Raw genomic sequence first — 19,844 nt, forward strand, 5'->3', positions numbered from 1 at the left:
CCGTGAAAGGCCGGTCCTTCGTGCGTCAGTACACGGGCTTGTCCGGCTCGATCTGGTTGACCCAGCCGATGACCCCGCCGCCGACGTGCACGGCGTCGGCGAACCCGGCGTTCTTCAGCACGGCCAGCACTTCCGCGGAGCGGACACCCGTCTTGCAATGCAGGACGATCCGCCGGTCCTGCGGCAGATCGCTCAGCGCGCTGCCCATCAGAAACTCGTTTTTCGGGATCAGCCGCGCGCCGGGGATCGAGACGATCTCGTACTCGTTCGGCTCCCTGACGTCGATGATGTCGATCTTCTCCTCGCCGTCGATCCACTCCTTCAGCTGCGCCGGAGTGATCGTCGCCTCCTTCGCCGCCGCCTGCGCCTCGTCCGAGACGACGCCGCAGAACGCCTCGTAGTCGATCAGCTCGGTGACGGTCGGGTTGTCCCCGCAGATCGCGCAGTCCGGGTCCTTGCGGACCTTGACCTGCCGGTAGGTCATCTCCAGGGCGTCATAGATCATCAGCCGGCCGACCAGCGGGTCGCCGGTGCCGGTCAGCACCTTGATCGCCTCGGTGACCTGGATCGACCCGATGGACGCGCACAGCACGCCGAGCACGCCGCCCTCGGCGCAGGACGGCACCATGCCGGGCGGCGGCGGCTCCGGGTACAGGCAGCGGTAGCACGGTCCGTGCTCTGACCAGAAGACCGAAGCCTGGCCGTCGAAGCGGTAGATGGAGCCCCACACGTACGGCTTGCCGAGCAGCACGCACGCGTCGTTGACCAGGTAGCGCGTCGCGAAGTTGTCCGTGCCGTCGACAATCAGGTCGTACTGCGCGAACATCTCCATCACGTTGCCGGAGTCGAGCCGCTCCTCGTGCAGGATCACCTCGACGTACGGGTTGATGCCCTGGACCGTCTCCTTGGCGGAGAGCGCCTTGGACTTCCCGATGTCGGCCTGGCTGTGGATGATCTGCCGCTGGAGGTTGGACTCGTCGACCTCGTCGAACTCCACGATGCCCAGGGTGCCCACCCCGGCCGCGGCGAGGTACATGAGCGCGGGCGACCCCAGGCCGCCCGCGCCCACGCACAGCACCTTGGCGTTCTTCAGCCGCTTCTGCCCGGCCATCCCGACGTCCGGGATGATCAGGTGACGCGAATACCTGCGGACCTCGTCGACGGTGAGCTCGGCGGCCGGCTCTACCAGGGGTGGCAGCGACACGGTGACTCCGTAGGGTCATAGGGACAGTCGTTCTCGCTTCAACACTGCCACGAACGGTCCCATTCCGAGACACCTGTTCCACACTCCGGGCATCCCCGGCCGACGCGCCTTCCGCGAGGTCACATCCGGCAGGCGGCCTCCATCCAGATATCGGCGAGCGACTCCTCAAGACCGATCCTGGCCCGCCAGCCGAGCCGGTCCCGCGCCGTGCGCACATCGGCCTGCTGCCAGGCGCCGCAGCCGTCCGGATAGGGCAGGACCGGCGGGCCCTCGGCGTGCTGCCGCGGAATGGGCGGGCCCTCCAGCTCGTGCAGCGTGCCGCTGTACCCGGAGATCCGCGCCAGCGCGGACGCCGCCTCGCGCAGCCGCACCGCGTGCCCGGTGCCGATGTTGACCACGCCCTGCGCCGCCGAGAGCGTCGCCGCGTGCACCGCCCTGGCCACGTCGCGCACGTCGACGAAGTCACGCTGCACGGCCAGGCCGCCGAGCTTCAGCTCGCTGTCGCCGTGCTGCATCGCCCGCCGCAGCGAATCGGCCAGCCGGCCGAGCGGCGAACCGGCCGGGGTGCCCGGCCCCGTCGGCGAGAAGACGCGCAGCACGATGGCGTCCAGGCCGGAGCCGAGCACCAGCTCGGTCGCCGCCAGCTTGCTCACGCCGTACGGGCCGCCGGGCCGGGCGATGGCGTCCTCGGCGATCGAGGAGCCGTTCTGCGAGGGGCCGTACTCGGCGGCGCAGCCGAGGTGCACCAGGCGCGCGCGGCAGCCGCTCCGCCGCAGCGACTCGCACAGGGTCGCCGTGGCGACGGTGTTGTGCCTGGTCAGCTCGCTGGCCGTGCCGCGGATCGCCCCGGCGCAGTTGACCACGACGCCCGGGTGCACGGCATCGAGGAAGCGCGTCAGCGCCCCCGGGCTGCCGGTGGAGAGATCGAAACGGACGTCCGCGTCGTCGCCGCGGCCAAGCGCGGTGAGCTGGACCGCGGGATCGGCGAGCAGCCGGTCCGCCACGAACCGGCCCAGGTACCCGCCGGCGCCGAGCAGCAGCACCCTCATCGGACGGCCTCCCCGGTGGATGCGGCGGCGTTGCCGTGCAACTGTCGGGTCATCGGTTGTTGCTCCTTGTTCTTGCGTGTTCTGCGTGTGATCGGTTTCTCGGGGGAGGGAAGGGCGGTGGGGCGGCCGGGGCCGCCTCAGCGGTGCGCGGCCGGGCCGGTCAGCGCGCGCGCCGCATGAACGAGCAGCCCGGTGGCCGCCGCGCCGCAGGCCAGCGCGGGAACGGCGGCCACCCCGTGCGCGTCGGCCAGCGCCGCGACGGGACGGGCGAGCGCGTCACAGCCGGGCAGCCACGACGCACTGACCAGGGCGAGTGCCAGCCCCTCCACCGCCCCCGCGACGGCGAGGCCCACCGCGGCGGCGCGCCGGAAGCCGTGCCCGACCAGCAGCACGACGGCTCCGAGCAGCAGCCCGAGCGCCGCGGCGGCGCCGAAGGGGAAGGGGCCGAGCAGCAGCCGTACCAGGCCGAGCGCGGCCAGCAGGCCGGCCAGGTAGAGGCCGAGCGCGGCGGCGAGGAGCGCCCTGGCCCCGGCCGCGAAGCCGCGGACGCCGCGGCTGACGGCGAGCCGCCGCCGGCAGCGCCCGGCGAACCAGGCGCGGCACCACAGCGCGGGCGCCGCGGCGAGCGCGAGGGTGAGGGTGGCCGCTGCCGCCGCGTTCTCCTGCGGCTGCTGCCCGCCGGGCAGCAGCTCGGCCAGCAGGCCGTCCCCGGCCAGGGCGTGCGCGAGCGGCGGCAGCGCGAACGGGCCCGCGATACCGAGCGGTGACCGCCGGAACAGCACGAGCCACAGGGCGGCCAGCGTCGCGACGGCGAGGGCCGTCCGGCCCGCGCCGGCCCGCAGCCCCGTCGCGCACAGCGCGGCGGGCAGCAGCGCGAGCAGCAGGTCGACGACGCGGCGCAGGCGGCCGGTGCAGGGCCCGGGCGACGGGGCGAGCGGGCGGCAGGGGCGGGGCGTCGCGCGCGCGTACAGCTCCTCGGCAAGCGAGAAGACGTCGCGGTGGCGGAAGCGCGCGGCGGTCCTGTCGGTGACGCCCCTGGCTTCGAGTCCGGCCGCGATCTCCAGCGGGTCCACGGCACGTTCGCACAGCGTGCGGTGGTCGCGCAGGAGGGCGGGGAGAGGATCGGCGGAGGCCATCACACCCGCTCCCCCGGCCGGCCCGCGGCGGGTATCGGCTCCCTCGCCAGGCCCGCCGCAGCGCTCCGCGCGGTGCGGCCGAGCTCGCGGTAGATGGCGTCGAACGCGGCGACATTCCGCTCGACGGTGAACAGGTCGAGGGCGCGGGCCCGCGCCGCCGCGCCGAGGCGCGCACGCCGCGCCGGGTCGCGCAGCAGCGCGAGACAGGCGTCCGCCAGCGCCCGCCGGTCGCCGGGCGGCACCACGAGGCCGGTACCGCCGACGACCTCGGCCACCGCGCCCGCGTCCGCGGCGACGGTGGCGCGGGCGCAGAACATGGCCTCGATCAGCGGCAGCGGGAACCCGCTGTCCGCGCCGGGGAACACCACCACGCCGCCCGCGGCGTAGGCATCGGCGAGCGTGGGCACGTCGGCGCCGCCCACCTCCGTGAACGTGACGGGCCCGGCGGGGCCGGGGAAGAGGCGCGCGGCGAGCGCGCGGCAGCGGGCGAGGTAACCGGCGTCCGGCCGGCCGCGGGCCGGAGTGCCGACGATGCGCAGCCGCGCGGCCGGCTCCGCGGCGCGCACCGCGTGGAACGCGTGCAGCAGACCGGCGAGGCCCTTACCGGGACCGGCCCTGCCGACCCACACCAGAGCGGGGGGCGCGGACCCGCGCGCGGACCCGGCCTCGGCCGCGGCGCGGAACGGGCGCGCGTCCAGCCCGGGGTACACCGTGCGCAGCCGCGCCGGCTCGGCCCCGCACCGCTCCTGCCACCGGCGCGCGGTGGTGTCGCCCGGCGTGATCAGCGCGGCCCTGCGGTACGCCTCGCGGGCGAGCCGCACCTGGAAGGCGGCCAGCAGGGCGCGAACGGGGGCACCCGCGGCGGAGCGCGGCACCGCGTGCGCCGCCGCACTCGCCAGGTAGTGCTCGCGCAGCCGCACGCCGTACTCGGTGATCAGCAGCGGGGTGCCGTACCGGTGCCGGGCGATCAGGCCGGCCAGCGCGGCGGGCCCGGCGCCGACCGCGTGGCACAGCTCGCCCGCGCCGGGCCCTTCCGCCTCGTACCAGCCGAGTGACAGCGGGCGCAGGGCCCGCTCCAGCCGCTCGGCGACGGCGAGCAGATCGGCCACCCGTGCGCCGTGCACGGCCCGCGGCGCGCCGGGGGCGCGGCAGGCCGCCTCCAGCGCGCGGACGGCGTGCTCCGAGTAGAGCCACGTGCTGAGCCCGCCGTGTCGGGCGGCGAGGTCGGCGAGCCCGTAAAGACCCTCGGCGAAGCGGTCCGCCTGCCGCGCGGGCTGGGCCTCGCCCAGCGGCTGGTACCCGGGGCAGAGCGCCGCGACCAGCTCGGCGAAGCACTCGGCGAACCGCCGGGCCGGCGCCCGCGCCACGCGCGCCCACGCGCGCGGGGTGCCGGGCCAGGCGGCGATGCCCTGCGGCGGCCCCCACAGCGGTGCGGTGTGCACGCCGCGCACGTTGGCCGGGAGCGGGCGCCGCGGGCCGAGCTCCTGCTGCCTGCCGCGACTCAGCGCCAGAACCTCGAAGTCATGCTCCGGCAGGCCGTGCAGCAGCCGGTCGCACCAGGCGACCGACTCGCCCTGTGCATACGGGTACCCACCCTCTGTGAGCAAAGCGACGCGCACCGGCGCACCCCCTGTCTGGCATCTCCGTGTCGGAAAGACGGTATGTCTACATGTGCCTGACGCGGCGGACGGTTGTCCGCCACACCATCAGAAGGGGTGAATATTCGTGACTTTGTACCGAGTGGCGTCGTTACGGCGTGCCGGGCCCGGTCAGTTGTCCGGGTGCGGCCACGGATTGGGCCGGCAGGTCACGCCGTTCATCTCCAGGAACTTGGTCTGCTGCATCATCACCGGCGCGAGCGCGCCCTCGGCCGGGCACGTCACGTGCCCGTAGCCGAGCCGGTGCCCCACCTCGTGGTTGATCAGCATCTGGCGGTACCCGGCGATGTCGTCGCCGTAGGTCTCGGAACCCTGCGCCCAGCGCCAGGCGTTGATCATCACGCGCTCGGTGTTCGAGGAGTTGCAGGAGACGTTGTCCTCGGTGACGTCGAGGCCGGAGCGGGCACACCAGTCCGCCGTCGTGCCCGGACTCGCCAGGGTCACGATGAAGTCGTAGTCGCCCGCGGAGACCCGCGAGAAGGACCGCTCGCCGTCGTTGGTCCAGCCGCGGTCGTCGTTCAGTGTGCGGTGGACCGCCTCGGCGAACAGCTCGGGGTCGAGGCCGAGCCGGTCCTCGACGTCGACGCGGTACCGCAGTTGCGTCGTCGCCTCCGGCTCCACCGCCTCGGTCGTGCCCTCGACGGGCACCAGCTCGCCCGAGCCGGTCATCTCCGGGTCCAGCTCGAACATGGTGCTCAGCAGCTCGTCGTACGTCGGCTCCGGCGGCGTGCTCGGCTCCGCCGGCGTCTGCTCCGCCGCCTCGGGCGGCGTCGGAGTCCCGCCGTCGCGCAGCTCCTCGTTCCCGCCGGGCGCGGGCTGCGCCGCGTCGGACGCGTCGCTCACGCCCGCCTCGGGGTCGACCATGCGCACGGCCACCACCACGCCGAGCGCCGTCACCACCGCGGCGGCGCCGATGCCCGCCAGCGTGCGCCCCCAGCCGCCCTTCGCGCGCCGGTGCCCCGGGCTATCCCCGCGCACGGGCCCGCGCCTCGCCGGCTTGCCGTGGCGCCGGTGCGGCGGCGCGCCCTCCGGCTCCGCGCTCCGCTGTTCGGGGATGCGGTGTTCGAGGGGGCCCTCGTCGAAGGCATCGAGATACTCCTGGCGCGGTCCGGCGTTCTGAGGTACTGCGGCGGGGTCGCGGTGGTCCATGCAGCTCCCTAGCCGACGGGGGGCGCGGCGGTCTCGGCGAAGAAGTCCCGGAAGGCCACGGCCACTTCATCCGGGTACTCCATCATGGCCATGTGTCCGGCCTCCGGGAGCACCACCAGCCGGGAAAAGCCGAACGCCCGCCCCGCCCGCCGGGCCATCCGGAAGGACACCAGCCGGTCCCGCACACCGTAGACCAGCAGCGTCGGCGCCAGCACGCGCTCGGCCTGCCGCCACAGCGAATGCTGGCCGCCCAGCGTGTAGGCGTTGACCAGGCCGCGCGCCGAGCGGGTCAGCGAGTCCCAGAAGTACGGCAGCGACTGCCGCCGTTCCAGCTCGGCCTCCGCGGCGGCGAAGTCCTCCGGCGTGATCCGCGCCGGGTTCCCGTAGCACAGCCGCAGCACCTGACGGGCGCGCTGGCCCGCCGTCATCTCCCGGGTCATGCGGGGCATCAGCCGCGGCATCCCCGGCAGTCCGAGCAGCCCCGTCGGCAGGGCTGTGCGCTGCGGCGTCAGCTCGGGCAGCGCGGGCGAGACGAGGGTGAGCGTGCGGACCAGGTCGGGGCGCAGCGCCGCGACGCGCGTGGCCACGGCACCGCCGAGCGAATTACCGAAGAGGTGCACCGGCCCCCGGCCCCCGCGATCGGCCGAGTCAAGCAGCCGGATCACGGCCCTGGCGTGCCCGTACACGGAGTAGTCGCCGCTGTCGGGGGGCGGGGAAGCGCCGAAGCCCGGCAGGTCGACGGCTTCGCACTCGACCTCGCCGGCCAGCAGCTCCATCAGCGAGGACCAGTTGCGGGACGAACCGCCGAGACCGTGCACCAGCAGCGCGGGCTCGAGGCCGTCGCGCGTGGCGGCCCGGCGGCGGACCGCGAGCGTCATCCCGGGCAGGGACACCGTTCGCAGCGTCTCCCCGTCCCTGACCCCTGGCCAGCCCTCCGTCGCGGCAAGTGCCGCCTGGGCGCGCAGCTCCTCGGTGGTTGGCATGGGCGCCATAGTAGGAGCCCGCCGCGCCGCGTGGCACACGCCCCTCCGGGGGCCCGCGCGATTCGTGGGTTCGCCCTCCCGCGAAGTCGCCCCTAGGCTGGAATGACCCGCAGGACCACCTTGCCGACCACGAGGAGGTGGCGACTTGTCCCAGGACCCCAGGGACCCGGAGACGTTCGACGAATTCCTCGACGAGGAGCAGGAGGAGGGGCTCTTCGAGGAGGACCTGGAGGACGAGGCACCCGAGGCCGACGCCGCCGAGCAGCGGCTCGAGCTGCTGCGGCTCCGTGACACCCCGCTGACCGGGCGCGCCGCGGAGGGAGTGGACCCGGCGGACGCCGCCGAGCAGGCCAGGGCCGTCGACCCCGGCGACGACGAGTACCGCTGAGCGGAAATGTCCGCCGAGCAGGAATGTCCGCAGAGTGAAATCCTGCCCTCACGATGCACGCTCCGCGACTACTCGAACGTACGATGACGACACGGCGCGCGGCCAGGAATGCGCATCGCAGGGAACGATCACCGGGAGGCGGCGTGAGCGCCACTGAGCAGACCGAGGCGCGTCCGCGAGGTACCCGCCTGCCGCGCCGGGCCCGGCGCAACCAGCTGCTGGGCGCGGCCCAGGAGGTGTTCGTCGCGCAGGGTTACCACGCGGCGGCCATGGACGACATCGCGGACCGCGCAGGCGTCAGCAAGCCGGTGCTCTACCAGCACTTCCCCGGCAAGCTGGAGCTGTACCTCGCGCTGCTCGACCAGCACTGCGAGGCGCTGGTGCAGTCCATCCGCAAGGCACTGGCCGCCACCAGCGACAACAAGCAGCGGATCGCCGCCACGATGGACGCCTACTTCTCCTACGTGGAGCACGAGGGCGGCGCGTTCCGGCTGGTCTTCGAGTCCGACCTGACGAACGAGCCGTCGGTGCGCGAGCGCGTCGACCAGGTGGCGCTCGACTGCGCCAAGCTCGTCTGCCCGCTCATCGTCGAGGACACCGACCTGTCCGAGGAGCAGGCGATGCTGCTGGCCGTCAGCCTGTGCGGCATGGCCCAGATCACCGCCCGGCACTGGCTCAGCTCCGGCCAGCAGATCCCCGGCGACGTCGCGCGGACGCTGACCGCCGGCCTTGCCTGGCGCGGGATCGCCGGCTTCCCCATCCAGCACTGAGACGGGCACTGACCCGGCCTGTTCGCTCTGGGCGTGGCCGCCCGGGACGGGCCCGGCGAACGGCGCGGATAACCTGTGGTCAGTACGGCGCGGACCGTCGCGCACGTTTGGGACCAGCGGAGGGACAAGCCGTGGAAATCAAGATCGGCGTTCAGCACACACCGCGGGAGATCATTCTCGAGAGCGGGCAGTCCGCCGAAGAGGTCGAGAGCGCGGTCAGCACGGCGCTGTCCGGTTCCGGCCAACTGCTCAGCCTGGTCGACGAGCACGGCCGCAAGGTTCTGGTCCCGGCCGACCGGGTGGCCTACGTGGAAATCGGCCAGCCCACGCCGCGCCGGGTGGGCTTCGGCACGCTCTGACGGCGCTCTGACGGCGCAGTTCCCGCAGCGTGTGTGAGCGGCGGCCGGTGTACACCGGCCGCCGCTCACACACGCTGTCCCGCGGTCGGTGCGGCGCACTAGGGTGGAACGGCCGCCGAGGAGGGAGGAGGGCAGCCGCCGTGCCCGTCACCGGCATTCCGCGCAGCGGCCGGGGCCGCGCGCGCCGCGCCGTTCCCCCGCTGCCCCGGCTGCCACCGCTCGCCGGGCTCCCCCAGCAGCGGCTCGACGCCCTGCTGCTCACTGTCGCCGTCACCGGCGTCTCGCTCTCCGGACCGCTCATCGCGGCGACCGCCGCCCCCGCCCTCGCCATCGCCTTCTGGCGCAACGCCCTGGCCGCGGCCGCGCTCACGCCCGTCGTGCTGCTGCGCGGGCGGCTGCGCGCCGAGCTGTCCCGCCTCGACCGCCGAACGCTGCTGCTGTCGCTGGCCGCGGGCGCCGCGCTCGCCGCGCACTTCGGGCTCTGGCTGCCCAGCCTCCACCTCACCTCCGTGGCCTCGTCCGTCGCCCTGGTCACCACCACCCCCATCTGGACCACCCTGCTGCTGCGCCTCACCGGCCGGCGGCCGCCGGCCGCGGTCTGGGCCGGCTCCGCCGTGGCCGTCGCCGGCGTCGTCGTCCTCACCGGCGTCGACCTGGCCGTGTCGCCCGAGGCCCTGGCCGGGGACGCGCTCGCGCTCGGCGGCGGCATGGCAGCCGCCGTGTACGTGCTGATCGGCGCCGAGGTGCGGCGCACCACCAGCACCACCGGCTACACGTTCCTGTGCTACTCCACCACCGCCCTGCTGCTGCTCCTGGTCTGTCTCCTCGCGGGCAGCCCGCTCGGCGGCTACTCCGGGGAGACGTGGCTGAAGCTGCTCGCCCTCACCCTCGCCTCCCAGTTGCTCGGCCACTCCCTGATCAACCGCGTGGTGCGCGGCCTGGGCCCGTCGGTCACCTCCATCGCGCTGCTGCTGGAGACGCCGGGCGCCGCCCTCATCGCGGCCGTGTGGCTCGGCCAGCTGCCGCCGGCCGCCGCATACCCGGCCCTCGGCCTGATCGTGCTCGGCCTCGCCCTCGTGATCCGCGCGGAGCGCACATGAGTGCGGACGAGGTGCGGGAGCGTGTCGAACGGCGGCTGCGCGAGGCGGTCGGCCCGCCGGACGCACGCGCCGCGGTCACGTTCATCGGCACCGGGCGCATCGAGGTGCTGCGCATCCCCGACCCCGGGCAGGGGCTGGTGCGGTACGCCACCTCCGGCATGTCGGCGCTGCCGATGACCGACCCCACCGCCGCCGTCGCCGATCCCGACCGCGGCCCCCGCGCGGAGCTGCTGCTGACCCTGCGCGCGGGGCGCGCGCGGACCGACGCCGTGCACCGGGCGCTCGCCGTATTCGCCGCCTCGCCGCAGGTGGAGGGCGTGGTGCTGGCCGCGGGCGGCTCGCTCGACCTCGGGGAGCCGCTGTGGCCCGGCGCACCGTTCACCTCCGTCCTGGCGGGCGAGCCGGGCGCGGTGGTGCCCGAGCTGCCGCTGCCCCCGCCGCGCGATCCGGTCCGTTTCTTCCCGCTCCTGCCGATGACCCCGAACGAGGCCGCCTGGAAACGCGTCCACGGCGCCGCTGCGCTGGAGGAACGGTGGCTGCACCACGGCACGGACCTACGCGATCCGGCCCGCGCGGCGGTGCCCTTGGGCGAGTGACGGCGCTTGACGGACGGGCGGCGCGGAGGGACTGTTGTTCCCCATGAGGGGCGAACCCAGTTGCCCGAAATGCGGTGGGCGGGTGCGAGCGCCCGGCCTCTTCGCCGACTCGTGGCGGTGCGCCGCACACGGCCCGGTGCACCCGTTGCAGCCCATCATCCCCCCCAGCGTGAACGCCCTCACCGTCGTCGTCGGCCGGGCCGAGGTCCCGGTGTGGATGCCCTGGCCGCTTCCGGTCGGCTGGCTGTTCACCGGCGTGGCCTCCGCCGGTGACGACAGCGGAGGGGGGCGGGCCACCGCCGTCGCCTGCTCGGGCCCGGGACCGCTGGGCGGCCCGGGCGAACTGCTGCTGATCGCCGAGGAGCTGGGCGTCGGGCTCGGCGCAAGGTACGCCGGCATACCGGGCCCCGACCCGGGGCCGCGGCTGCGCGTCGCGGGGCCGCCGCAGGCCAAGGTCCTCGCGGCCGGGCGGCCTACGCCGCTGTGGCTCGTCGACGGCGCCCCGGAGGACCGCGCCGTCTTCGCAGGGGAGGCGATGGGGCGGTGGCTGTGGGCCGTCACCTGGCCCCAGGAGTCGGGACTGCTGCTGTACGACGAGCTGGTGCTCACCGATCTGCGCGACGCGGGCTCCGAGGTGGACCTCGTCCCCTGCGGCGCACTCTCCCCCCGGCTGCTCGGCTGAGGCGCCCTTGAGGGCTTTCCGCCGTTCGTGGCTATCCTGGCGGGGTGCTCATCGACCTGCACACCCACTCCACGGCCTCCGACGGCACCGACTCCCCCGCCGAGCTGGTCACCGCGGCGCGCGCCGCGGGGCTCGACGTCGTCGCCCTCACCGACCACGACACGGTCGCGGGCCACGCCGCGGCGGCGGAGGCGCTGCCGCCCGGGCTGACCCTGGTCACCGGCGCGGAGATCTCCTGCCGCCTCGACGGGGTGAGCCTGCATATGCTGGCCTACCTGTTCGACCCCACCGAGCCCGAACTGGCCAGGGAGCGCGACCTGTTGCGCGACGACCGCGTCCCGCGGGCCCGCGCGATCGTCGCCCGGCTGAACGAGCTGGGGGCGCCCGTGGCCTGGGAGCGCGTCCGCGAGCTCGCCCAGGGCGCGATCGGCCGGCCGCACATCGCCGCGGCCATGGTCGAGGCCGGGATCATCGAGGACGTGTCCGCCGCGTTCACCGCCGAGTGGATCGGCGACGGCGGCCGGGCCCACGTCGCCAAGCACGAGCTGGACGCCACCACCGCGATCGGCCTCATCCACGACGCGGGCGGCGTCGCCGTCTTCGCGCACCCGCTGGCCTGGCGGCGCGGACGCGTCGTCCCGGACGCCGCCATCGCGCAGCTCGCCGCGGCGGGTCTCGACGGTGTGGAGGTCGACCACATCGACCACGACGCCGCCACCCGCGACCGGCTGCGCGGCATGGCCGCCGACCTGGGCCTGCTGACCACCGGGTCGAGCGACTACCACGGCACCCGCAAAAGCTGCCGCCTCGGCGAGCACACGACGTCGCCCGAGGTCTACGCGGAGATCACCGAACGGGCAAAGGGCGCCCGCCCCCTGACGGCCGCGGGCTGATCGCGCCCCGCCGACCCGGCGCCGCGGACCTCACCGGGCGGGCGAAGCACACCCGTCCGCCGACGGCCGCGGGGCGGCCGCGGGCCGCTCGGTCGCGGGCGGGGACGTGTCCTTCCAGAAGTCGAGCAGGGCCGCGGCGGTCTCGACGGGACGTTCCGCGTTCGGCGAGTGCTCCGCGCCGCGGATCACCGTGCGGCGCGCGCTCAGCCGGTGCGCCATCCGGTCGAGCAGCGGCACCGGCCACGCGCCGTCCCGCTCGCCCGAAAGCACGTGAACGGGCAGTCCGGCCGCGGCGAGCCGCGCCACGCGGTCCGGCTCGTACCGCAGCGTGCGGCCGGTGGCGAGCAGCTGGTCGGGCACGTTGGCCAGCCAGCGGCGGTGCAGGAACGCGCCGACGTCGCCCGGCTCCACCCCGCGGTAGCACACCTGCCACACGCGGCCCGCGCCCAGCACGGGAAGGCCCACGCGCAGCGCCCGCGCCCGCCACCGCTGGCGGCGGGCGACGCGGCCGGGGCCCGAGGCGATGAGGGTCAGGGAGGCGAACGGCGAGGGCCGCCCCGCGGCCAGGGCGCGCAGTACCGCACCGCGCGAGATCAGCCCGCCCAACGAGTGCCCCACCAGGTGCACGGGACCGGCGCCCAGCGCATCGGCCTGCGCGAGCACGTCCTCCGCGAGCGCCCCGAGCCCGTAGTCCTTGCGCCCCGGCGTGCCCGCCGTCTCGTACTGCCCGCGCCCGTCCACGGCGACCGAGCGGTACCCGGCGGCGGCCAGCGGCTCGAGCAGCGCGATGAAGTCTTCCTTGCTGCCGGTGTACCCGGGCACCAGCAGGACCGTTCCGGCCGGCTCCCCGGCGGGAACGGCATCGAGCACGGCGAACTCGCCGCGCCGGGTGGCGAGGCGGTGGGCCCGCACTCCGGTCGGGGGCACACAGAACGGGGGTCTGCTCACAGCTTCGACAGTAACCCGGACGGGCAAGCCGGTCACCGGGCGCCGCACGGCCCCGCGCAGCGCCCCGGGCCACCGTTGGTGCTCCGGCCCGGACGCGGTGCGCAGGGTCTGTCCCCTCAGGACTCCTCGGTGGGCCGGTCCGTCCGGCCCGCGCGGGTCCTGCGACGCCGGCGGCGCGGGGTGCGCGATGCGGCGGACGCCGCCTCGTCGTGCCCCTCGGCGGGCGCGGCCTGCGGCTCGGCCTGCCGCGGCGCCGCCTCCGCGACGCCCCCGCTCTCCCCGGTCTCCCCCGTCTCCCCGGGAGCCACCGGGGCCCCGCCGCGCGTGCGGCGCCGCTGCCGGGGTGCCCGCGTGCGGACGGCCGCCGGGCGGCTCTCGCGCCCGCGGCGCTTCGCGCCCGGGCCGCCGAGGTCCTCGACCTCTTCCGCGTCGAGCCCGGCCCTGGTCCGCTCCGCGCGCGGCAGCGTGCCCTTGGTGCCCTCGGGAATGCGCAGCGACTGGAAGAGGTGCGGGGAGGTCGAGTAGGTCTCCGGCGGGTCGGGGAACGCCAGCCCCAGCGCCTTGTTGATCAGCTGCCAGCGTGGGATGTCGTCCCAGTCGACCAGGGTGACGGCGATGCCGGTCGCGCCGGCGCGGCCGGTGCGGCCGACACGGTGCAGGTAGGTCTTCTCGTCCTCCGGCGTCTGGTAGTTGATCACGTGCGTGACGCCGTCCACGTCGATGCCGCGGGCGGCGACATCGGTGCAGACGAGCACGTCGACCTTGCCGTTGCGGAACGCGCGCAGCGCCTGCTCGCGGGCGCCCTGCCCGAGGTCGCCGTGCACGGCGGCGGCGGCGAAACCGCGCCTGCCGAGCTGCTCGGCGACGTCGGCCGCGGTGCGCTTGGTGCGGCAGAAGACCATCACCAGTCCACGGCCCTCGGCCTGGAGCATGCGCGCGACCATCTCCGGCTTGTCCAGCGAGTGCGCCCGGAAGACGTGCTGCGTGATGTTGGCCACAGTCGCGCCCTCGTCGTCGGGCTCGGTGGCGCGGATGTGCGTGGGCTGGCTCATGTAGCGGCGGGCGAGGCCGATGACCTGGCCCGGCATCGTCGCGGAGAACAGCATCGTCTGCCGCTTGGCGGGCAGCAGCTGGATGATCTTCTCCACGTCCGGGAGGAAGCCGAGGTCGAGCATCTCGTCCGCCTCGTCCAGGACGAGGCAGCGGACCCGCGACAGGTTCAGCTTGCGCTGGGCGGCGAGGTCGAGCAGCCGGCCCGGGGTGCCGACGACGACGTCGACGCCCTTGGCGAGGGCCTCGACCTGCGGCTCGTAGGCCCGGCCGCCATAGATCGACACGACCCGGACGTTCCGCACCTTGCCCGCGGTGAGCAGATCGTTGGTCACCTGCTGGCACAGCTCGCGCGTGGGGACGACGACGAGGGCCTGCGGCCCGTCGGTGAGCTGGGCGGGCGCGGCACGGCCGGACTCGACGTCCGCCTGGACGGTGACGCTCTCAAGCAGCGGCAGCCCGAAACCGAGCGTCTTGCCGGTGCCGGTCTTCGCCTGCCCGATCACGTCGGTGCCGGCGAGGGCGACGGGGAGGGTCATTTCCTGGATGGGGAACGGGGTGGTGATGCCGACGGCCTCCAGGGCCTCGGCTGTCTCGGCCAGAATTCCGAGATCTCGGAATGTGGTGGTGGTAGCGGACAGGGTCGTTGCCTCTTCTGTGTGACGCGGCACCCGGCGGCGAGGCGGGTCGATTGCACCGTGCCGTCGAGTGGCGGCCCCGGTGGGGGGCCGGTCGTCCGGCGCGGGACCCGGTCGTCTCGCTCAAGCGCACGCACCGCGCGAGCGGGGTCCCTCATGCCGCGGATGGTGCGGGGCTCCCCGGAACCGTCCGGGGGGACCCTCACCGCACCGCGCGGAGGGCTGGTCAGGTCGGAGCCGATCGGGCCACCGACCGGGCATCCTCGGGTTTCCTGGACAATCCGCGCTTTCCGGGCCCAGGTCGCCAGCATGGGGATGGGCCCACCGCATACGAGTGAGCCGCTATACCACTGTACCTCGGAACGGCGCACATGTGTCAGGCCGCGTTCCGGGGGAACGCGGCCGGGCCCGCCCACCCGGTTCCAGCGACTATTGTGCACTCGCGTGAACGTTGCCGGGCGCGACGCCGATCCGCCTGCGGAGGAGACCTGATGGAGACGCCGAAGACCCCGACTCCCGATGCGGCCGACCCGGCCGGGACCACGGAGGTCACCGGCGTCGCCGCGGCGGACTGGCCGGAGGCGTCCGCCGACCCGCGGTACCGGGCGGCCGTGGTCGATCTCCTGGGCGCGCTGGCCTACGGCGAGCTGGCGGCGTTCGAGCGCCTCGCCGAGGACGCGAAGCTGGCACCCACCCTGCCCGACAAGGCGGCCCTGGCCCGGATGGCGGCGGCCGAGTTCCACCACTTCGAGCAGCTCACGGGCCGCCTGCGGCACATCGACGAGGACCCGGCGCGGGCGATGGAGCCGTTCGCGTCCGCGCTGGACGAGTTCCACCGGCTCACGGCGCCGTCCGACTGGATCGAGGGCCTGGTCAAGGCGTATGTCGGGGACGCCATCGCCGCCGACTTCTACCGCGAGGTCGCCGTCCGCCTCGACACCGACACCAGGTCCCTGGTGCTGGCCGTGCTGGACGACACGGGGCACGCCTCGTTCGCCGTGGAGAAGGTCCGCTCCGCCATCGAGGCCGATCCGCGCGTCGGCGGCCGGCTCGCGCTGTGGGCCCGCCGCCTGATGGGCGAGGCCCTGTCGCAGGCCCAGCGCGTGGTCGCCGACCGGGACGCGCTGTCCACCATGCTCGTGGGCGGCGTCGCGGACGGCTTCGACCTGGCCGAGATCGGCCGGATGTTCTCCCGCATCACCGAGGCGCACACCAAGCGGATGGCCGCCCTCGGCCTGTCCGCCTGAGGCCCCGCGGGGCTACGCTCCGGGCATGACGACCGCCGCCGCGTTCGACCGGGCCCTGATCGAGGAAGCCGCCAAGAAGTCCGCCCTGGTGTGGGTACGGGGCCAGGAAGGTCCGGCACGCGCCCTGTGGCACGTCTGGCACGACGGCGCGGTGTGGCTCGTCGGCGGCCCCGGCGAGCAGCCGCTCGACGGGCTCGGCCTGACCGACGGAGGCACGGCCACGGTCAGCTGCCGCAGCAAGGACAAGGGCGGCCGGCTCGTGGTGTGGCCCGCGCACGTCGCGGAGCCGCCGCCGGACGGGCCCGAATGGACCGCCGCGGTCGCCGAGCTGAAGGGCAAGCGGCTGAACGCACCGGACGCCGAGACACTGCCCGGCCGCTGGGCCGCGACCTGCCGGGTGCTGTGCCTGGCACCGGCAGGGGAGCCGACCCAGCGCCCCGGCCGGCTGCCCGACGCCTCCCCGGCCGCCGCGCCCCTGCCGACGCCCGCGAGCACCCGCGTGCCCGTGCCGAGCGGCCTGCCGGCCCGCCGCGGCAGCGGCCGGCGGGGCGGCGCCGCTATTCCTCCTCGGTGATCATCTCGTCGCCGTAGTCGACGACGTCGTCCTCCGGCGGGGCGTTCAGCGAGAACTCCTCGCCCCAGTCGTCCATCGTCAGCTCCCCGGCCTCGCCGCCGCGCTCGATCCGCAGCGGGTAGGGGGTGCCGACGAGGGAGACCTCCATCGCGCCGCCCGCGCCGCCGTCGCCCTCGACGCGGACCGTCTCCACCCCGTCGATCTCGCCGTGCTCCTCGTCGACGGCCCGGTCGCCTTCCAGCGTCAGCAGCCCGTCGAGCAGCGTGTTCTTGTCGGTGAAGCCGCTCAGCTCCGCGTACGCGGGGTCCTCGGGCGCGACCCTGACGTACTGGCCGTCCAGCTTCTCCGCCGGATCGGACTCCAGCTCCTCCGGGATGCCCCCGCTCTCCCAGAACGCCGCGTCCGCCTTGATGTACAGGTCCTCGCCGACGCGCAGCACCTCGAACGTGGCGCCCCCGGCCGAGACCTCGCCCACCCCGCCGTCGTTGCCGAGCCGCACGTCGATCCGATAGGAGCTGTCGCCGGTGATGACCGTGCCGGACAGCCGGACGGTGGCCGCCTCGGCCGCGGCCTCTCTGGCGCGCCGCTCCATCTCCTCCGGCGCGAGCTCATCGACGCCGTTGGTCTCCACCTCGGGCTCCTCGGAGCCGCCGCACGCCGGCAACGTCACGGCCAGCGCGCCGGCGCACACCGCGCCCGCCACGGCCCTGCGCCACCTGAGCTGTTCTGTGGGGGCAGTTGGGGTCACGGGGCGCAGCGTACCGGCAAGCCCGCCACGGCCTGTAGGTCGTGTCCTGCCCCTGCGTCCCGGCGCCGTACCATCGGGGTCATGGCTACCGATACCCCCCAGGCCCGGGGCGCGACGGGCACGCTCCCCACGGAAGACGCGGTGCGGGCCGCCCTGACGCGGGTGAACGATCCGGAGATCCACCGGCCCATCACCGACCTCGGCATGGTCAAGTCCGTGGACATCGCCGCCGACGGCACGGTCACCGTCGGGGTGTATCTGACGATCGCGGGCTGCCCCATGCGGGACTCCATCACGGCCGACGTGACGGCGGCGGTCCGCGCGGTCGACGGCGTCTCCGGGGTGCGCGTCGATCTCGACGTGATGAGCGACGAGCAGCGCAAGGACCTCGCGGCCTCGCTGCGCGGCGGCAAGGCCGAGCGGGAGATCCCGTTCGCCCAGCCCGGCTCGCTGACCCGCGTCTACGCGGTCGCCTCGGGCAAGGGCGGCGTCGGCAAGTCCTCCGTCACCGTCAACCTGGCCGCGGCCCTGGCGGCCGACGGGCTGAAGGTCGGCGTGGTGGACGCCGACATCTACGGCCACTCGGTGCCGCGCATGCTGGGCACGGACGCCAGGCCGACCCAGGTGGAAGACATGATCATGCCGCCGTCGGCGCACGGCGTGAAGGTGATCTCCATCGGGATGTTCACGCCGGGCAACGCGCCCGTGGTGTGGCGGGGCCCGATGCTGCACCGTGCACTCCAGCAGTTTCTCGCGGACGTCTACTGGGGCGACCTCGACGTGCTGCTCCTCGACCTGCCGCCCGGCACGGGCGACATCGCGATCTCCGTCGCGCAGCTCGTTCCCGGTGCGGAGATTCTGGTGGTGACCACGCCGCAGCAGGCTGCCGCCGAGGTCGCGGAGCGGGCCGGCTCGATCGCCGTGCAGACGCACCAGAAGATCGTCGGCGTCGTGGAGAACATGGCGGGCCTGCCCTGCCCGCACTGCGGCGAGATGGTCGACGTGTTCGGCACGGGCGGCGGCCGGCGGGTCGCGGAGGGCCTGACGCGGACGACGGGGGCGGAGGTCCCGGTGCTCGGCTCCATCCCGATCGACGTGCGGCTGCGGGAGGGCGGCGACGAGGGCAAGCCCGTCGTGCTGTCCGACCCGGACTCACCGGCCGGCGCCGCGCTCCGCGAGGTGGCCGCCGCGCTCGGCGTGCGGCAGCGGGGACTCGCCGGGATGTCGCTCGGCATCACCCCGCGCAACAAGTTCTGACGGGTCCCGGTGGGCGGCCAGGCCGCCCACCGGGACCGCGGCCCCTAGGCGTAGCTCTCGATGTCCTTGACCACGGCGAAGCCGAGGCCGTACGCGCTCATCCCGCGCCCGTAGGCGCCGATGTGCACGTCGTGCTGCGCGGCCCCCGCCAGCACCCAGCCGTACTCCGACTCCCGGTAGTGGAAGTCGGTGGGGACGCCGTCCACCGGCAGGGACAGCACGGTCCAGGTACCGCCGTGCAGGTCGTCGGCCAGCTCCCAGGCGATGGCGGTCTGCTGTTCGAGCCAGTCCTGCCGCAGCGCCCGTTCCAGCTGCGAGGGCCAGGTGCACGACAGCAGGCCGGAACCGGCCAGCCACGCGGCGGAGGACACCGTCGTGGCCTCCAGGAGCCCCGTGCCGTCCGGGCTGCGCCGCACCGGGCGGCTGGCAACGGTCACCACGACCGCGAACCGCTGCTCCTCGTCCTCGAGCTCCCCCCGCAGCGACGGCTCGTCGCCGTGGCCCGTGGAGCCGTGCTCCACGGCCCCGTCCGCGGAGACCCCGACCTGCATCAGCCAGCGGGGGCCCGTGAACGCCTCGTCCAGTCCGTACCAGGGGAAGCCCGCCATCAGATAGCCTTCCACCGCGCGGCGCGCCCCCGGGACCCCCTGCGGCGCGCCCCCGCCCCCGGACGCGCCTGGGCCGCCTGCGGAGTCCTGCGGCTCTGCCCGACTCGTCGTCTCCATGTAACGCGACGCCTCCTCGTTGCCCTCGTCCTGGGCTCACCCCGGACATAGGGAGGATAGCCATACAGGTCCGGGGTGTCGGGCATGCCTGGAGATCAAGTGGTGTCATATGCCCCGAAGGGCGGCGCATCCACTCAGGTGGCGTCGGCGTCGAACGGCGGGGGGTCCTTGGGGGCCGCGGCCTGCGGGGCGGCGTCGTCCTTCTTGCTCAGCGACACGGAACCGGCCGCTGCCGCCGTGCCCGCGGCGGCGCCCGCCGCGGCGGCCGTGGCACCGGTGCCACCGGGGGACTTCTTCGCCAGGCGGCTCTCCGGGGTGCGGCCGTTGACCGCGTCGGTCACCTCGGTCAGCTCTTTGCGCATGTCGAGGCTGCTGGTGAGCTCTTTGAGACCGAGGTCGTCGTTGTCCAGCAGGTGCTTCTTCGCGAAGCGGCGGGGATTGAGATCCTCGAACTCGAAGTCCTTGAACTCGGGCCCCAGCTCGCTGCGGATGTCCTGCTTGGCGCTGTCGGAGAACTCGCGGATCTTCCTGATGAAATTGGCCGCGTCCTGGATCATCTTCGGCAGCTTCTCCGGGCCGAAAACCAGGATGGCGAGGATGATCAGCGTGATGAACTCCAGTGACCCTATATCGAAGAACACCTGACAGCTCCCTCACGCATACGGTAGATGGCCACGGTACCCGGCAACG

20 protein-coding genes and 1 pseudogene are annotated in these 19,844 nt (G+C 74.4%); 10 read left to right on the forward strand and 11 right to left on the reverse strand.

Going from position 1 to position 19,844, the window contains the following annotated elements; all coding sequences use genetic code 11:
- Positions 1-25: 25 nt before the first annotated feature.
- The 6 genes from moeZ to STBA_RS11420 form a co-directional block, all read right to left on the reverse strand.
- The gene (gene moeZ / locus STBA_RS11395; protein WP_077059143.1) at positions 26-1,204 is read right to left on the reverse strand and encodes an adenylyltransferase/sulfurtransferase MoeZ; all 1,179 of its coding nucleotides are present in this window, start codon (positions 1,202-1,204) and stop codon (positions 26-28) included.
- A gap of 119 nt (positions 1,205-1,323) precedes the next feature.
- Entirely contained in the window at positions 1,324-2,253 is a 930-nt protein-coding gene (locus STBA_RS11400; RefSeq protein WP_077059144.1) for an NAD-dependent epimerase/dehydratase family protein, read from the reverse strand.
- A 137-nt stretch (positions 2,254-2,390) separates the two neighbouring features.
- On the reverse strand, positions 2,391-3,389 hold the full coding sequence (locus STBA_RS11405; protein ID WP_077059145.1) for a hypothetical protein: 999 nt from the start codon (positions 3,387-3,389) through the stop codon (positions 2,391-2,393).
- Positions 3,389-5,008: a DUF3492 domain-containing protein gene (locus STBA_RS11410; RefSeq protein ID WP_079251855.1), complete on the reverse strand. Its 1,620-nt coding sequence runs from the start codon at positions 5,006-5,008 to the stop codon at positions 3,389-3,391. The genes STBA_RS11405 and STBA_RS11410 overlap by 1 nt, the downstream gene beginning before the upstream one ends.
- A 150-nt stretch (positions 5,009-5,158) precedes the next feature.
- Positions 5,159-6,196 carry a DUF3152 domain-containing protein gene (locus STBA_RS11415; RefSeq protein ID WP_077059147.1) on the reverse strand — a complete coding sequence of 346 codons (1,038 nt, stop codon included), beginning with the start codon at positions 6,194-6,196 and terminating at the stop codon, positions 5,159-5,161.
- Between the two features lie 8 nt (positions 6,197-6,204).
- Entirely contained in the window at positions 6,205-7,074 is an 870-nt protein-coding gene (locus STBA_RS11420) for an alpha/beta hydrolase (RefSeq protein WP_077063256.1), read from the reverse strand.
- Positions 7,075-7,324: 250 nt separating this feature from the next.
- Here STBA_RS11420 and STBA_RS11425 point away from each other — a divergent pair, with 250 nt between their 5' ends.
- The 7 genes from STBA_RS11425 to STBA_RS11455 all read left to right on the forward strand — a co-directional run bounded on the left by STBA_RS11425 (position 7,325) and on the right by STBA_RS11455 (position 11,967).
- Entirely contained in the window at positions 7,325-7,567 is a 243-nt protein-coding gene (locus STBA_RS11425) for a hypothetical protein (RefSeq protein ID WP_077059148.1), read from the forward strand.
- Between the two features lie 143 nt (positions 7,568-7,710).
- Positions 7,711-8,337 (forward strand): TetR/AcrR family transcriptional regulator, encoded by a 627-nt coding sequence (locus STBA_RS11430; RefSeq protein ID WP_077059149.1) that lies wholly within the window; start codon positions 7,711-7,713, stop codon positions 8,335-8,337.
- Between the two features lie 131 nt (positions 8,338-8,468).
- A complete protein-coding gene (locus STBA_RS11435) occupies positions 8,469-8,696 on the forward strand; it encodes a DUF3107 domain-containing protein (protein WP_077059150.1) in 228 nt (75 codons plus the stop codon).
- Between the two features lie 200 nt (positions 8,697-8,896).
- Complete coding sequence (locus STBA_RS11440) at positions 8,897-9,796, forward strand: DMT family transporter (protein WP_077063257.1); 900 nt, start codon at positions 8,897-8,899, stop codon at positions 9,794-9,796.
- The gene (locus STBA_RS11445; RefSeq protein WP_077059151.1) at positions 9,793-10,392 is read left to right on the forward strand and encodes a suppressor of fused domain protein; all 600 of its coding nucleotides are present in this window, start codon (positions 9,793-9,795) and stop codon (positions 10,390-10,392) included. Before STBA_RS11440 ends, STBA_RS11445 begins: the two co-directional genes overlap by 4 nt.
- A 43-nt stretch (positions 10,393-10,435) precedes the next feature.
- Positions 10,436-11,074, forward strand: a complete 639-nt coding sequence (locus STBA_RS11450; protein ID WP_077059152.1) for a DUF6758 family protein — start codon at positions 10,436-10,438, stop codon at positions 11,072-11,074.
- A gap of 44 nt (positions 11,075-11,118) precedes the next feature.
- Positions 11,119-11,967, forward strand: a complete 849-nt coding sequence (locus STBA_RS11455; RefSeq protein ID WP_077059153.1) for a PHP domain-containing protein — start codon at positions 11,119-11,121, stop codon at positions 11,965-11,967.
- A 30-nt stretch (positions 11,968-11,997) separates the two neighbouring features.
- Here the strand turns inward: STBA_RS11455 and STBA_RS11460 are convergent, their stop codons facing one another.
- Together STBA_RS11460 and STBA_RS11465 are read right to left on the reverse strand one after the other, a co-directional pair.
- Positions 11,998-12,915: an alpha/beta hydrolase gene (locus tag STBA_RS11460; protein ID WP_077059154.1), complete on the reverse strand. Its 918-nt coding sequence runs from the start codon at positions 12,913-12,915 to the stop codon at positions 11,998-12,000.
- A gap of 146 nt (positions 12,916-13,061) precedes the next feature.
- A pseudogene (locus STBA_RS11465) lies at positions 13,062-14,636 on the reverse strand (DEAD/DEAH box helicase); the annotation flags it as partial.
- Between the two features lie 458 nt (positions 14,637-15,094).
- On the opposite strand from STBA_RS11465, the gene STBA_RS11470 reads away from it, so the two are divergent.
- Entirely contained in the window at positions 15,095-15,850 is a 756-nt protein-coding gene (locus STBA_RS11470) for a ferritin-like fold-containing protein (protein ID WP_077059155.1), read from the forward strand.
- 25 nt (positions 15,851-15,875) lie between these two features.
- Positions 15,876-16,424 carry a hypothetical protein gene (locus STBA_RS11475; protein WP_077059156.1) on the forward strand — a complete coding sequence of 183 codons (549 nt, stop codon included), beginning with the start codon at positions 15,876-15,878 and terminating at the stop codon, positions 16,422-16,424.
- Here the strand turns inward: STBA_RS11475 and STBA_RS11480 are convergent.
- Positions 16,408-17,172 carry a hypothetical protein gene (locus STBA_RS11480; RefSeq protein ID WP_253194658.1) on the reverse strand — a complete coding sequence of 255 codons (765 nt, stop codon included), beginning with the start codon at positions 17,170-17,172 and terminating at the stop codon, positions 16,408-16,410. The two genes, STBA_RS11475 and STBA_RS11480, sit on opposite strands and share 17 nt — an antisense overlap.
- Before the next feature lie 81 nt (positions 17,173-17,253).
- On the opposite strand from STBA_RS11480, the gene STBA_RS11485 reads away from it, so the two are divergent.
- Entirely contained in the window at positions 17,254-18,429 is a 1,176-nt protein-coding gene (locus STBA_RS11485) for an Mrp/NBP35 family ATP-binding protein (RefSeq protein ID WP_077059157.1), read from the forward strand.
- Positions 18,430-18,473: 44 nt separating this feature from the next.
- Here the strand turns inward: STBA_RS11485 and STBA_RS11490 are convergent, their stop codons facing one another.
- Positions 18,474-19,154, reverse strand: coding sequence for a hypothetical protein (locus tag STBA_RS11490; protein WP_077059158.1), 681 nt, complete (start codon positions 19,152-19,154; stop codon positions 18,474-18,476).
- 134 nt (positions 19,155-19,288) lie between these two features.
- Positions 19,289-19,795: a sec-independent translocase gene (locus tag STBA_RS11495; protein ID WP_077059159.1), complete on the reverse strand. Its 507-nt coding sequence runs from the start codon at positions 19,793-19,795 to the stop codon at positions 19,289-19,291.
- Between the last annotated feature and the right edge of the window lie 49 nt (positions 19,796-19,844).

The organism is Streptomyces sp. MP131-18 (assembly GCF_001984575.1).
In the GTDB taxonomy this organism is placed as follows: domain Bacteria; phylum Actinomycetota; class Actinomycetes; order Streptomycetales; family Streptomycetaceae; genus Streptomyces; species Streptomyces johnsoniae.